This window comes from Pseudomonas sp. MM213, assembly GCF_020423045.1.
Lineage (GTDB): Bacteria > Pseudomonadota > Gammaproteobacteria > Pseudomonadales > Pseudomonadaceae > Aquipseudomonas > Aquipseudomonas migulae.
Genome location: NZ_CP081943.1, coordinates 589,919 through 604,314, shown reverse-complemented (window position 1 = coordinate 604,314; position 14,396 = coordinate 589,919). Strand labels below are relative to the sequence as shown.

Genomic DNA, 14,396 nt, shown 5'->3' with positions numbered 1-14,396 from the left:
GGCTTCGAGCTAGGCTCTGAGTCTCCGCACTCAGAGGAGCATGCCTGACTGTATGTCCCAAAACGCGGCAATTCACAAATGAATACCTGCTGTTAGTGCAATTACATTCATCGGAGGAATGATGCCAGTAGAAAATCGTTCAAAATTGCTGCGACTGACGGCCCGCAACATAGGGTGTATCGGGGACGAAGGCGTACAAATTGAGCTCGATAATATTGTTTGCCTAGTAGGGAAAAATAACGCCGGCAAATCGACGATTCTCAGGGCATATGAGCTCGCCAGAGGTGGTGGATCGCCTGCATTTGACGTATCACGAGATCGCTACCAGCACGCATTAGATGACCAACCTTCTGAGGTTCTCCTTGAGGTGCATATTCCTGAAGGCATTGGGAACATAGATGCAAAATGGAAGTACGAAAAAGATGGTCTTCAGATCGTAAAAAGTCGATGGCAGTGGTGCGCTCCGAGCTTTCAGAAAGTCAGATCGACCTGGGATCCGACTGCCGGACCTGAAGGGAACGGCGATTGGGCAGAAGACGGTAAGGCCGGAGGCGCTGATCCCGTTTTCAACTCTCGACTGCCGCGCTCTCTTCGAATTGGATCTCTAGACGATGCGGCCAAGACAGAGGAAATGCTCCTTACTCTCGCCCTTTCACCACTTCTAGCCGGATTGGAAAAAGCCCGGAACGACCCTGCGTCGGATCTAGCAATAGCCATAGCTAGCGTTTCACAAAGCATGAATTTGCTTAGTGAACAGCACCAAGAACACTTCAACGAAATCGCTGGCAGAGTTTCGACTGGATTCAAAAGTGTGTTCCCTATGCTTGATGTCAGCCTGAAAGTCGGCGCTGCTCCTTTAGCACCTAAGGTAACTGATCTTGTCAAAAGCGGATCTAGCCTGAGGGTCAAAGATGGTGCTGCCGATACCGCGCTGATACAGCAAGGTACCGGAGCAAGAAGAGCTCTATTTTGGGCGATGCTACAAGTGCACAACGAACTTAACCGAGACAAAGAAGTACGAGACGAATACAAAAAAAGAGTAGAAAAGGAGATTTCTGAACTTACCAAGAAAGTTTCAAAACCACCTAAAGGAGAGAACGCCGATCAGTTGGCTGAGTTATTAGCTCATGCTCAAGCGCGGCTTGATGCTCATGAAAGTGGAGCCCCCATTCCAGAAAGCCCAGACGATCCGGCATTTCCTGGATACCTACTTTTGATTGACGAGCCGGAAAATGCCTTACACCCAATGGCTGCTCGTGCCGCCCAACGTCATCTGTATAAATTGGCAGAGAACCCTGACTGGCAGGTCATTATGACCACGCACTCGCCATACTTTATAAACCCTTTTGAAGATCACACTACAATAGTACGGCTCGAACGGCCTCAAGATGCTGATGACTCACCTATAGCGCCGAAGACGTATCGATCTGACTTGATACAGTTTGAAGGGGACGACAAAAAACGTCTTCAAGCTTTACAACACATCGACCCCAGTTTTTCAGAAGTGTTTTTTGGATCGTATCCGATACTCGTTGAAGGAGACACGGAGCATGCCGCATTCATGGCATCGATCATTGAGCGCCAACATGAGTTGATTGACCAAGTCACTATAATTCGTGCCCGAGGCAAGGCAATTTTAGTACCGTTAATAAAAGTTATGACCCACTTCAAAATAGACTTTGGACTGGTGCACGATGCGGATCCTCCTTATAAAACGAATGGTCATAAAAATGGAATGTGGACAGAAAATAAGAAAATTCGAGACGCAGTTTTGTCGGCTAGGCAAGCAGGGGTATCGGTTCGCCATCGAATCAGCATTCCAGACTTCGAGCGCTTTTTAGGCGGAGACGAAGCGTCGAAAGACAAACCACTGAATGCTTATCTTCAAATATCCGAGCAAGATGATTTAGCTAAAGCTGTCCAAGACATCCTGACAGACCTAATGTCCTCAGAACAGCATGAGCCGTTCTCTAAAGAAAGTCTTGAAGGAAATGACTTTTTGCTGACTTTAAGGACGATTGTGCGGAAATGGGCGGAGGAAAACGGCCTCAAAGATAACATTCGCTTTAGGGCTCAGAATGATGAATAGCTAGGTTTAACAACAATGGGGACGGATTTATTTTTTGATTAAATAAATCCGCTCCCTGTTCACACCAGATGAAATTTCTAATAATTGTACATATTTGACTTCGGATTCATGACCCCTTCAACGCCCATGTCAGACAACCCTTTTCTTAAGGCCTGATATATAAAGAAAAAGCTGGGAAGCTGTAGCTTTTTCTTTCCATCTACTTTCTGTTTTCGCAACGTAGACGCAATATCTTTTTTACGTATATTAAACGGAGCTGAATGACTCCTATTATAACCGTGTTTAGCCAAAAGTTTCATTCGGAGCTTAATAGATTTGAATACTGCTAGTACCAACCATGTATCGAGGTTGCGGAGCTGGAGTTCGTCATTGAGAAGCGGATAGAAACTCATCGTGCCTTTGAAGAAAATCCGACTGCTAGCACCATTTATATAGTTGGATATCATTTCATCAGTCAAGTCTCCGTAAAGAAATCTTCTTATTTCGGAGATTGCTCGTAGCAGATCAGAATCTTTATTGTTCGCTGGGATGGTCAACGATCTAAGGACTGATGATTTAAGCGGTTGGATTAGGTGCTTATACAATATATAGCTGATTTCTTTTTTTATTTTTACTACAGACTTGTCTTTTATCGATATTTTTTCTTTCGAGAGTTTGTATCCTAGAAAGTCTACAGAATCCTTGCATTGCGCAAACTCACTTTTATGATCCTTAGGGCATAGCAAACTTATACCCTCAGATTTTTCTAGATTGATCGCAACGCCAGTTTCCACCGAAAACTTATATACAATTTCATAGGCTACGTTGATTTTTTGATAATCATTTGCCCAGATAATTGTGTCGTCTGCATAACGAGCAAATCTCAACCCCGCAAGTTCAAGCTTCTTGTCGAGTTGCCAGCAAACTAGATTTGCTAAAAACAGAGATATTGACGTGCCCTGCGGTATACCTTTGCCGGATGCCCCTAGAAAAGCTTGGATTACCTTGCGTTCACTTTCGCTGATCGAAAAACCGTTTTGGTCAAATTGCTGAAAAAGATAGTCGTGCTGAATATTATCAAAAAACTTTGAAAAGTCGAACTCTGCAACAAATATCCTAGGAGCTTGACCTAGCTCAAGTGAAATATCTTGAATCGCAAAATGAGCGTTACGGTCATCTCTATAAGCGTAAGCAAAGGAGCTTAATCTATGTTTATTTTTTTTGAGCAATTGATGATAAAACAGAGATGACACCGCAGCATCTGGGATTTGATAAATTGATACGGTGCGATACCCACCCGATGGCTTGCGAACCTCCATAGATGCAGGTGCATTTGGAATATAAGTGCCCGAAAGTATTTTGCCTGCTATTGAATGCGCGATTTTCTTGCGATTTTTATTTACGTAAAAAGGGTTAAATTTTTTATCCACGCCCCATTGTGGCGGCAGCGTGACAACTTTTTCTCCTGGGTCCAACAACCTTCTAGATTTACGCTCATACTCTAAGTTAACTGAGTTGTGGTAAGCGTGGTGGCGATCACTTAGCTTTTCCGCCTCAGCCTGGATAAATTTAAGCAGTTGCTTTTCTAATATCATAGGTTCCTCTGGATCAAAAAAAAGCCCAACACGAATGCTGAGCCTTTTCCCACGGATGCAACCACGCAAAAATAAATCGCTAAATCCAGCAGTTTCGAGGCTTTCTCTACTTCTGCCGCACATCTCTCTGATAGCTAAATCCAGAGCTTTAGGGCACCCGCTCACCCCCTAGAGGCATGGCGGGATTCTGGCATTGGTTGGAGATAAGAGTCAACATGCCATCATGCGGTGGCGGGTGAATCGCCCACGCTTCGTAGACACCTCAGTGGACCGGTGTTGACAGGAGTTACTCCTTTTGACAAAGGTCTGCTTCTAGTCGATAGCAGTCGCTAACGGAAGGGGCGTATCGGTCCTAGGACCACCATAAAATTTCCTACACAAACCTCGGAATGCGTCACCTTCCCCGCTGTTCTGATGAAGCCTATAGTCCGACCCGTCGCCCAATATGGCGATTCGGGTTTGGCGACCTGATCGGTCGGATGCAAAAGCGCTGTGCTTTAATGCAGTCGCTTTTGCATGCCCGCAAAGCTGTCTTTATGGCAGCTGTGCGCGGGAGACCTTCGGGTCTGCCGGTTTTCCGATCCCGGTTCGCCAACCTGCGTACAGCTGTCACCCATTCGTTTGGCGACGATTGAGGGACAGTCAAACTTTGCCTTGATCGGAGTTTCACTAATGGAAAGATACATGCCCCTCACCGGAATCGACCTGGTCCCGGCCTCCCTGCTCATCGACACCGAAGCCCCACTCGACGTATTGCAAGCCGCAGCTGACTACCGAATTCGCGCAGTTACTCAGGTGCTGGAAAATATCGCGTTTCGCGCCGAGATTGGTTGCGACACGGTGGTGTTGTCAGACTTCTCCAAACTGCTGGCCATTCCGTTGCGCGATGGGTGTGACTTGATGGATGTGATTGGTCGGCGATTGCGAGCGCAAGCGAAGGAGTGAATGAAAACGGGCGCTACAAGCGCCCGTTTTTTGTCTCTGGATCTGACCACCCGTGTTGCCCAACCGCTGGTTATTTCTTCCTGCAAACTTCAACGTCGTCATGAGTCTTTAACGCCGTGTCGATTCATAATCTGTATCTGCAGTAGTCGACAATCCACTTCCGCTCCTCCTCCGTAAGGCGCTCTACTCTTCTGATCTCCCCATCATTGGCGTGGATGTTGTAGAACTTCATCCGAACAGTTGGGTGTTTCTTGATAAACAGGATGGTCTCGATGTCACCATCTTCAAGCGCTTCGTAGTACCCGATGTAGAGAACGGCAAGCACTAAAAGCACCGCTGCAATCAAAAAGGCTCGGACCGCAAACGGTGAGCAAACTGCCGTTATTGCCGATGCTCGTACGCCCGTCGCCCCGACAGAGCCTCCCATCGCATAACGAGCCCTACTACGACGGTTAAAATGAAAAACATGACTTTTTGCAGCAGATACAAAACGAAGCGCTCTGGTTGTTCGTCGAATACAAGGTGTTCGTTAATCGTGTTTCGACGAGGCCCTGTCAATGCGTCTAATTGCCAAGTGGTCAGAGCGTCATATAGTTCCAGAGCCAACACCAAAGCAACGAGTAGGAGTAACAGTGCACCGATGAAACGGTAAATGCGGGTGCGATATCCTGGGATCACAGAAGCTCCATCTTTCTAATCAGCTGATAACGTGGCGGCGGTTCATAGTGGTACCTGAGGGCGGCCATACGACAGGCCAGATATTCCTCGGGGCAAAAAACAATCAAGAAGTAGACGTGACGCTGCTCGCGAGACGCCAAAGAAGGCAGTCTATTCAACCGTGAACTGGTCCAGCAACAGCATAGTCCCCATGACTGGCACTACCCATCCCGCCGCACAGGTCGACTCAGCTGCCGGGGCTTGCTCGCGATGGTCTTGAACGTAGCCGCGGGGTTCCTGGAGTAACGCGGGGTTCTTTGGTCCATCGCGAGCAAGCTCGCTCCTACAGTTTGTGCAGCTGCCTGATATGGCTGCGAATGCGCACCCGTTTTTCGGCAGTTGCGAACGACACGTCAACACGGCGAAGGATCCATTTGTGAGCCAGTCGGCCGAAGCGATTTCCACAAAAAATATGTGAAATAAAATGTGAAGATAATTTTCGCTAAAGCTCCAATAAAACCTCTACAGCCCAATAAATTAGCGCTTGTTCATCAAGTCAGTATGTGAAATAAAATGTGAAGACTTTGATACGGTAAAAACCGCTATGTCCCTGATCACATCAAAAACCTGGCTCGACCCCATTCTCCCTGACACGTTGCCTCCATCGATCATTGCGCTCGCGGACGCGCTGCCCAGAAAGACGCAATTTCTAGCGGGCCGCTTGCCGTCCGAAACCGCTGCACGCCTCGGCCGTCTCCTGCAAATCACCAATACGTACTATTCGAACCTGATCGAAGGGCAATACACCGAGCCCGCCGAGATGCAGAGAGCGCAAGCGGCGCCGGTCAAAGACCGCAAGCAGCTCAAAAACCTCGCGGTTGAACAGATGGCGGTGCAAGCGTTGCTCGAACGGGCGTTGCGCCAGCGTGCACCGTTCGACTGGGGTGACATGTTTGCGCCCGAGCTTGTGAGCACGACACACAAACGGCTTTTTCGCGGCGCCAGTGACACGGAGCGCACGTTGTCAGATGGCTCGGTCATGCACCCCGGCATCCTGCGATCGATCACAGGTCAGAACGTTGTCGTTGGCAATCATGATGCTCCGGACGCTCGCGCTGTAGACGGAATGTTGCAGCACCTTCAGGCAGGATTCGGGCGGCAGACAGATTCCCGTCGCCAGCTGATTGCTGCGCTTGCCTACCACCATCGCCTTGCCTGGATTCATCCCTTCGCGGACGGGAATGGTCGCGTTGCCCGGTTGGTCACTCATCTTCAATTGGTGAGTCTGGGACTGCGACCAACGTTGTGGTCGCTGTCTCGTGGGCTGGCAAGGCAACACCAGAATTACTACGCAGCCCTGACCATGGCCGACCGCCCAAGAGAGGGTGATCTGGACGGACGAGGTCAGTTGTCTCAGCGACGCTATTTCGAGTTCATCGAGTTCATGCTGCAGGTTTGTCACGATCAGGTCGATTACATGACCGCAGCGGTAGACCCGTCCCAAATTCGCGAGCGTGTCATACGCGCGTTTCACAACAACGAGAAACTTCTACAACAAGGTATTCGCCCGGAAAGCGCGCCGGCAATGATTGCGCTCATCACTCAAGGAAGCTTGCCGCGCAACGAATTCAAGACCTTCACCGGCCTTACCCCACGCCCGGCAATCGATGAGCTGTCGCGGCTGATCAAAGTTGGTTTGGTGGAAAGCCAAACGCCCAAATCCCGAATCGTCACACCCGGTCTGCCTGCCTGGTTTGCCCAGGATATTTTTCCGGATTTGCATCGGCGGTTTCAGTAGTTGTACAAGGGAAAAACGCTTTCCAGTTTTGGAGACTTGGAGCATGGGTCCAATGACCGAACAATTGATCGACGTTTTGGATCAACTCGCCACCGTGCTTGAAAGCGATGGTGATACCCACTGGAGCCAGTGGATTCGCAAGGCCAGAGCACACGTGATGAACTCTGATTACTACGGCATTGAATACTTACTGTCAGGTTACGGTGGAGCGGGTTCATTCAGTGACCTGATACTTGGTCAGAGCAGCATCAACGGCGCTTTTGCCTGGAAGCCCGGGCATGTTGAGTTGAACAATAAGTTTGATGCCTTACGCGATGAGGCCGCAGCGCTCGCGGGGACAATAAAGCGTTCACAGGGCTGATTAATCGACAACAATTCTGTCCTTGCCGTCAGGTAGCAATCGGCCAAAACGAGTCGGTGAGGCCGGGCCACAAATGCGAACGTATGGCGAACGCTTCCGCCCATCTCCTTTCCTTTTTACGTCTCGCCAGATCGGTTCTCACCGTCAAACCGCACCCGCGCAGCCCGAAAACCCTCCGCATTTTCCAACAACCAAGTCCACAACGGTACCATCCGAGCCAAAAAGCTACGCCCCAGCGGAGTCAGCTCATAATCCACCCTCGGCGGCACTTCGCCGTAATCAAAACGCACAATCATTCCATCACGTTCCAGCTGCCGCAGACTGCGAGTGAGCATGCGTTGCGTGACGCCCTGCAAACGCCGGCCGATTTCGGCGTGACGCAACTTCCCCGCGCACCCCAGGGTATGAACGATACCCAGCGACCAACGATTGCCCGCATGGGTCAGGACTTCGCGCTTGAGTCCATCGTCCTCGGCGCTAAGCGCATCGCACGCGGCTTGGGACTCGCGGATCACTTCTTCTTCACTCATTTCATCATGCGGTATCACGCGTGTGCCTTCTTCTGAACGTTCGCCAAGGGTGACAGGATAGAAAAACAATCGTTGCTGATCATTCATTGGGAGTTGTCGATGCACCCGCTCAATCCTGCAAAAACCGAAAATATTCTGGTGCTAGGTGCCGGTGAGCTTGGCATGGTCGTACTGCGCGAGCTGGCCGCTCGACCGGAGGCTCGCGTTACGGTGATGCTGCGACCGTCGGCCATCGATACCACGTCCGTGCACAAACGCCAAACGCTCGAAGAACTGGACACGTTGGGTATCGAGGTGCTGCCGGGCGATGTGGTGAACGATTCCATGGAGCAGCTTGCCGCGCGGTTTAGCGGTTTCGATACGCTGGTCAGTTGTCTCGGTTTCGTCGCCGGTAGCGGGACGCAAGTCAAACTCGCCCGCGCCGCGTTGCAGTCGGAAGTGAAACGGTATGTGCCGTGGCAGTTCGGCGTGGATTACGACGTGATTGGTCGAGGCAGCCCGCAAGATCTGTTTGACGAGCAACTGGATGTGCGCCAATTGCTGCGCGCTCAATCGCGACTGCAATGGCTGATCATTTCGACCGGCATGTTCACCAGTTTCCTGTTCGAGCCGGCGTTCGGCGTTGTCGATCTGGCGCAGAACACCGTACGCGCCCTGGGCAGTTGGAACACCGCCGTGACGGTCACCACGCCGGAGGACATCGGCCTGCTGACCGCCGTTATCCTGTTCGATCCGGTGCTGGTGAATCAGGTTGTCTACGTGACCGGTGACACCCTCACCTACGGGCAATTGGCCGACACTGTCGACCGCTTGCTGAACCGCACGATCAAGCGTGTCGAATGGACAGTGCCCGCGCTCATGGCCGATCTGGTCGCCGCACCCGATGATCCGACGCGCAAGTACCGGGCGGTGTTTGCCGAGGGCAAAGGTGTCGCTTGGGACAAGGCGCAGAGTTACAACGCCGAACGGCAAATCAAAACCACCACCGTTGCAGAGTGGATCGAGCAGCACTTGCTTTGATCGCGCTGCTTTTCTGGATGCAGCGAAGGAGTAAATAAATACGGATTCTTGATGTGCGCAGTGTTGATGTAGGAGCGAGCAAGCTCGCTCCTACAGTTTGTTCATCTGTAATTGCGGTCTGTGACGTCGGTCGTTCCCGTCACTGACCAATAGGCTTCTGACTCCCAGCGAACGGCGATGGTGTGCCAGTGCTTGACGGATTTAAGTACGTTCGCAGCCTCAATATCGTTGGCGTCTAACGGTCGCCATCCGAGCCCTCGTCGAAATCCCCCCGCAAGCCGAACAGCTATTGGGTATTTGTTTAAGAGACTCGTCTGCGCGTCAGCGAGGGAAATCGAATTTGCGCCTCCCTCTGACGTTGGATTGGCTAACTGGACGGCGTCGTCTTCCCAGCCACAAAGGGGGCAGATATCGTACAAGCCGTACTCGCATTCCAAGGTTACGAAACCGCAGCAAGGGCATGGTAGATCACGCATACGACACCACCTCATTTAATGCTCTACCGGTACCGGTCAAGTGCCATTTTACTCAGGTCGGAGATTGTAAGAGCTACTTACCGACGGTCAAGGTCCGCTCTGGGGCCTGTTTCTTCCAAACGCTCGATATCGTCCTCGCCTAAGTAGCTGCCGGACTGTAAATCGATGACTTCGAGCGGGATGTTGCCGAGGTTGGACAGACGATGCACTGGTTTGCGGAACGGAATTGCCCGCGCAGGTGTCGTTAGTATTAGACGCCTTTGTGTCGAAATCCCGTTCAGATAAAGAGGTAGTTTTCATGAACAATATCATTTACATCGTTGGGGCCGTGGTGATCGTCCTGGTTATCCTGTCGTTTGTCGGCCTGGTTTAGCCTGCAAACAGAAACCCAATCCGGGGCGACGGTATGGCTCGATCTGAACGCTATCCGCTCGAGCGTAACGCCAAAGCCTGGTGCCCCCAAAGCATCCAGGCTTTTCGGCAAGTGAAGTTACTTCGACGCCTTACGAGGATCATCCTGGCTATCAACATACTCAAGGCCTAGCGGACCCGTTCCGTAAACTTGTGAAATGTACTCTCCTGATTTAGCCCAGTGAAAATGTGGCGTATTGGCCGGAAGTATCACTACGCTGCCTGGGCCATAAGCAACCAGCTTGGCTGGATCGAAAACAGTACCGAAGCCAATATAGAAAACACCGGACATAACGGTATAGATACGATCCTCAGGGTGTGTATGGGGCATTAATTTTGTGCCATTCGGCACTTTTACCCTTACAACGTAGGGTGCTGGCTTGCTCGGGTCGCCGGCCAACACAGCCAGTTTCACTTCTTTCGGGAAAGCCGGAAAGCTACGCCATTCAACGTCTTCACTATGTAAAGCACCGACCTTATCAAGTGGCAATGGTTGTGCCTGGACGAGCGGCATTGTGGCGCTGGTGACAATAAGTGCAGCCAGACAAGCAGTTTTCATAATGTTTTTAATCATGAAAGGCACCTTGATTACGCAGTAAAAAAATTGATGTCGTCACCTGTGCCGCTAGTAAATTCGGTGGGCAATTCGAGGCGAGTCGCGTGCGGCTTACTGTATTTGTCACTGGCGGTGATGAGAAAGGCGTTGTCACGCATTACAGTTGATACGCAATGTAATCAATGCGCTGTCACGTTTCAGCTGCCGGGGCTGCACCCGATCATCACACTCACCAGAGGTAGGCCGTTCGCCCTATCAATGCCGTCAATGGTCACCATCACGTCAATGAAGTTCTCTTAAAAAATCCGCGGCGTAACATCTGCTCCATACCAACCAACAACACCCCGGAGCACACGATCATGAAACGCCAAACCATTCTCAGCATCGCTTTCTCGGTTTTTGCAGTTAACGCTTTCGCCGCTACCTCGACTCACCCGGTTGTCGCTGAAGGCGGCTCGGATCGTCTGATTGAAAGTCGTGTGGCTGAAGGTGGTTCGGATCGTTTGATCGAAAGTCGTGTGGCTGAAGGTGGTTCGGATCGTCTGATCGAAAACCGCGTTGCTGAAGGTGGTTCGGATCGTTTGATCGAGAATCGTGTGGCCGAAGGTGGTTCGGATCGTTTGATCGAGAATCGTGTGGCCGAAGGTGGTTCGGATCGCCTGATCGAAAACCGCGTTGCTGAAGGTGGCTCCGACCGTCTGATCGAAAACCGTGTGGCCGAAGGTGGCTCGGACCGCCTGATCGAAAACCGTGTTGCCGAAGGTGGCTCGGATCGTCTGATCGAAAGCCGCGCTGCATAAACAAATCGCGTCACCGCAATACCGAAAAAGCCCGGCCTGATCAGCCGGGCTTTTTCGTGCGGGCGCAAAACACAGTCAGCGAGCTTACCCTCATCGCGCTCTTCTCTGTAAAGACTGGGGCCTGACTAGAAATAAACACCCTTAAAGGTGTGATCATCCGGGAGGTGAAAAAGGGTCAAACCCGGACCGTCCCCCTGTAGGAGTGAGCCTGCTCGCGATGGACGTTAACGAAAACGCGTGTTTGCTGGATAAACGCGTCATCCTCAGGTCCATCGCGAGCAGGCTCGCTCCTACAGTTTGTGCACCTGATTGACATGACTGCCAATGCACACCCGTTCTTTAGTCGATTCGGTCTGTGCGTAAGCGTGGTTCGTGTGCATGGGCCATCCATCACAGCAACTCTGATACAGTCAGCTCCGGTTAATTCGCTGACAGGAAGTCAAAGCATGGCAAAGCCAGCCGCACGCATCACCGACCCCACCAGCTGTCCCATGCCTGGGCACGGTCCCAAAGCTATCGCCTCCGGATCCCCCGATGTGTTCTTCGATGGGCTTGCCGCTGCTCGGAAAGATGACACTTGTACTTGCGGCAGCGCTTTAACCTCGGCGGTGTCAGGCACTGTATTTATCAACGGCAAAAATGCTGCACTGGTGGACACGGTTGGTACTCACGGCGATGTCGTTATCGGTGGATCGGGTACGGTGATCATTGGTGACTCCCATACGCCGACACCGTTTACGGCTCCTGCTCCCATGACCATTCATGGCAACTGGATCGGTTTTAAGATTCCGACCGCCGAGAGCTATGAAGGGCTTCCCTGCGTTGCCCACTTCGAAGACGGATCGGTGATGCAAGGCGTGTTTGATGCAAAGAACACAGTCAAATTCTCAAACCCCACAGGCAAGACCTGCACCGCAATCGATTACGGCATCGAAAACGTCTCCGACAGCGCTTCGATCCTCGAATCCATCCTCAGTACAATCCAGAGATAAGGAGCATCGCGTGACGGAACCCATGCTTATTACGGGCAGCTACCTCTTGAAAAAAGAGCATGACCTACACAGCTCACCTTTGGAAATGGCGATTGCGGGCATGGAAGGTGCGGCGGCACGTTTCGCCACTGACGCGATCAAGGACGCCAACACTCGCTTGAAGTACCAAAGCAAAATTAAAGAGATGTCTCGCCTGGTTGAGGCCGAAGTGTTGGCGGGCAAGGTTACCGCTAAGGACGGCGTGGCGTATTGCCAAGAAATGCGTAACAACATTATGAATGAGCATCGGAAGTTTACATCTGCTCAAGGTGTTGCCGTTGCGCAATATATCAAGCTCAACGGGCCGACCCTACAAACCACGCTAGACAAGTACGCCCACTCGCTCTACAAGAAAAACTTTGATCTTTTAACCGATGTGGAAAAATCCAAAGTTCATTACCTTATTTTGAAAAAATCTGGCGTGGACAACGCCAAGGTTACTCGCGGCACCAAGAGAATGAATGTAACGGGAAAGGTCGCGTGGATCGTTACCGCAGCCTTTGCCGCCTCGGAAATTTACAAGGCCGACAATAAAACCAAGGAAGCCGGGCGCCAAGGAATCATCCTGGGTGGCGGCGCAGCCGGTGGGGCGTTGGCAGGTCTGAGCGTTTCAATGCTGTGCGGCCCTGCTGCTCCAATTTGCGCCATCGCCGTTGTAGTCGCAGGTGGTATTGCGGGCGGCATTCTTGGCGACTATGTCGCGGACAGTCTTGACGAAGAACTGGAGGAGTTTTTGACATGGGACGTTCAATGACTGACGAGGAGCGTTCCTATGTGTACTGGGCTTTGTCCGATGCGTTTGTCGACACTGAAGTTGACTATGAAGCCATCGCACGCCAAACCGAAGACTACGACCCGGAAGAAGTCAAAAGAATTCTTTATCATGAAGTTGCACCTGTCTGCCATACAAACCTTGAGACAGTAATCCCGATGATATGGTCGGCCTTCAACTTGGAAAACTTAAAAACAGACATAGAAAATACTTTGCAAACCAGAAAAAATAGCTATTTTCGACGACAGAAAGACAAGTTATTAATTCGCTGGCTTGAGTTTCGATACAACTACATATGGAAAGAGATATCCAAAAACTATCGCAAATAAACCTGCACCTTTCCGCTCGTAATTACTTAAATGGATTGTTCCGACAGGACATTGTTCCGAATTAGCATCGGCGGTTTCAGTGATTGGAATGAAAACGGGCGCTGCAAGCGCCCCCCATTGATTTAGCCACGCCACGCCCAAAAAAATCCGCCAACGCGTTTTTGGCGAGAAACAAAATTCAGTTCAGCAAAACTGAAATCACAGTACATTCGCCAGAATAATCAACACCCTGACAAACTGCTTCAGAACCAGGATGTATAAGCACCTCAAACTCTTGCTTAAACTTACGCTGACTGATGATGTTATACACGTAGACGGGCTGATAAAAGGCGTTCCCGACTTCAATCACCCAAAGATGAATTCCTCGTTTGACTTCACGGTCATCCTTGTAAGCGTGGGCGATAGCTGGGTTGGCATTCAACGAAGTTGAAAATGGTCTATCAATCCTCACCCGAGAACCCACTTTCAGCTCACCTGGCCACGCCCCGCCATGGAATAGAAACTGCCCCGGAGACAGCGTTGCAGACAGCCCCCCTAGCTCTTGAAGAAGGCTTGGCGTGATGCGTTCATCTCTGTAATTTTTGATGCCCGGAACTTCATACAGGTTTGGCATAGAACCAATCCAATTTCTGTAAACGGGAGAGTCTTTGAGTTTTTGCTCGAGTAGCATGTTAAATGCGTTATTTGCCCCGCCATGGTCAGCAGCGATATGCGCAAAGTCATGGGCATTATTCGCGTACTTCGTTTCGTGCAAGGGTCTTGTAGGCCATCCATTCTTCACTGCTGCATCATGAAACTGGCGATCACGGTCACTGACCTCGCCATTGTTCAATGGGTAGCATTCAAGCAAGTCAAGTCTGCGCATTAAGGTAAAATTCCATTTAAAAACAGAACTTTGCCAGATGGATGATGAAACGATCAAGTCAAGTTCTACCGAGAGGCTGCGACGTTAAATCATCATCGCTTGTAGAAATTTCAACTGATGCAGGCGTAAACGAAAACGGGCGCCACGATGGCGCCCGTGTTTGTGTCTGCGAATGTGAGGTG

15 protein-coding genes and 1 pseudogene are annotated in these 14,396 nt (G+C 50.8%); 9 read left to right on the top strand and 7 right to left on the bottom strand.

The genetic code is table 11. The features are described 5' to 3' along the window. Positions 1-118 precede the first annotated feature (118 nt). Complete coding sequence (locus tag K5R88_RS02875; protein ID WP_226299147.1) at positions 119-2,089, top strand: ATP-dependent nuclease; 1,971 nt, start codon at positions 119-121, stop codon at positions 2,087-2,089. Between the two features lie 77 nt (positions 2,090-2,166). Here the strand turns inward: K5R88_RS02875 and K5R88_RS02870 are convergent, their stop codons facing one another. Then, entirely contained in the window at positions 2,167-3,828 is a 1,662-nt protein-coding gene (locus K5R88_RS02870; protein WP_226299146.1) for a reverse transcriptase domain-containing protein, read from the bottom strand. 507 nt (positions 3,829-4,335) lie between these two features. Between K5R88_RS02870 and K5R88_RS02865 the strand changes: the two genes are divergently transcribed. Then, the gene (locus tag K5R88_RS02865; protein ID WP_192230206.1) at positions 4,336-4,608 is read left to right on the top strand and encodes a hypothetical protein; all 273 of its coding nucleotides are present in this window, start codon (positions 4,336-4,338) and stop codon (positions 4,606-4,608) included. A 124-nt stretch (positions 4,609-4,732) separates the two neighbouring features. On the opposite strand, the gene K5R88_RS02860 is transcribed toward K5R88_RS02865, so the two are convergent. Continuing rightward, positions 4,733-4,954 (bottom strand): hypothetical protein, encoded by a 222-nt coding sequence (locus K5R88_RS02860; RefSeq protein ID WP_226299145.1) that lies wholly within the window; start codon positions 4,952-4,954, stop codon positions 4,733-4,735. Between the two features lie 915 nt (positions 4,955-5,869). Here K5R88_RS02860 and K5R88_RS02855 point away from each other — a divergent pair. Then, the gene (locus tag K5R88_RS02855) at positions 5,870-7,063 is read left to right on the top strand and encodes a Fic family protein (protein WP_226299144.1); all 1,194 of its coding nucleotides are present in this window, start codon (positions 5,870-5,872) and stop codon (positions 7,061-7,063) included. Between the two features lie 52 nt (positions 7,064-7,115). Continuing rightward, complete coding sequence (locus K5R88_RS02850; protein ID WP_317848245.1) at positions 7,116-7,424, top strand: DUF6966 domain-containing protein; 309 nt, start codon at positions 7,116-7,118, stop codon at positions 7,422-7,424. Positions 7,425-7,540: 116 nt separating this feature from the next. On the opposite strand, the gene K5R88_RS02845 is transcribed toward K5R88_RS02850, so the two are convergent. Continuing rightward, a complete protein-coding gene (locus K5R88_RS02845; protein WP_226300229.1) occupies positions 7,541-7,954 on the bottom strand; it encodes a winged helix-turn-helix transcriptional regulator in 414 nt (137 codons plus the stop codon). A gap of 99 nt (positions 7,955-8,053) precedes the next feature. Between K5R88_RS02845 and K5R88_RS02840 the strand changes: the two genes are divergently transcribed. Next, entirely contained in the window at positions 8,054-8,974 is a 921-nt protein-coding gene (locus K5R88_RS02840) for an aromatic alcohol reductase (RefSeq protein WP_226299143.1), read from the top strand. A 101-nt stretch (positions 8,975-9,075) separates the two neighbouring features. Here K5R88_RS02840 and K5R88_RS30840 read toward each other — a convergent pair whose 3' ends face one another. The 3 genes and pseudogenes from K5R88_RS30840 to K5R88_RS02825 all read right to left on the bottom strand — a co-directional run bounded on the left by K5R88_RS30840 (position 9,076) and on the right by K5R88_RS02825 (position 10,435). Next, positions 9,076-9,450, bottom strand: coding sequence for a CPCC family cysteine-rich protein (locus tag K5R88_RS30840; RefSeq protein WP_192417486.1), 375 nt, complete (start codon positions 9,448-9,450; stop codon positions 9,076-9,078). Between the two features lie 77 nt (positions 9,451-9,527). Next, positions 9,528-9,659, bottom strand: a pseudogene (locus K5R88_RS02830) (hypothetical protein); the annotation flags it as partial. Positions 9,660-9,940: 281 nt separating this feature from the next. After that, positions 9,941-10,435, bottom strand: a complete 495-nt coding sequence (locus tag K5R88_RS02825; protein WP_226299142.1) for a cupin domain-containing protein — start codon at positions 10,433-10,435, stop codon at positions 9,941-9,943. Between the two features lie 341 nt (positions 10,436-10,776). On the opposite strand from K5R88_RS02825, the gene K5R88_RS02820 reads away from it, so the two are divergent. The 4 genes from K5R88_RS02820 (at position 10,777) to K5R88_RS02805 (ending at position 13,349) form a co-directional block, all read left to right on the top strand. Further along, entirely contained in the window at positions 10,777-11,217 is a 441-nt protein-coding gene (locus K5R88_RS02820; protein WP_226299141.1) for a phage infection protein, read from the top strand. Between the two features lie 446 nt (positions 11,218-11,663). Further along, entirely contained in the window at positions 11,664-12,209 is a 546-nt protein-coding gene (locus tag K5R88_RS02815) for a PAAR domain-containing protein (RefSeq protein WP_226299140.1), read from the top strand. Between the two features lie 10 nt (positions 12,210-12,219). Continuing rightward, positions 12,220-13,002: a hypothetical protein gene (locus tag K5R88_RS02810; protein ID WP_226299139.1), complete on the top strand. Its 783-nt coding sequence runs from the start codon at positions 12,220-12,222 to the stop codon at positions 13,000-13,002. Further along, complete coding sequence (locus K5R88_RS02805; protein ID WP_226299138.1) at positions 12,987-13,349, top strand: DUF7079 family protein; 363 nt, start codon at positions 12,987-12,989, stop codon at positions 13,347-13,349. The genes K5R88_RS02810 and K5R88_RS02805 overlap by 16 nt, the downstream gene beginning before the upstream one ends. 178 nt (positions 13,350-13,527) lie before the next feature. Here K5R88_RS02805 and K5R88_RS02800 read toward each other — a convergent pair whose 3' ends face one another. Continuing rightward, positions 13,528-14,271: a hypothetical protein gene (locus K5R88_RS02800; protein ID WP_226299137.1), complete on the bottom strand. Its 744-nt coding sequence runs from the start codon at positions 14,269-14,271 to the stop codon at positions 13,528-13,530. Positions 14,272-14,396 lie beyond the last annotated feature (125 nt).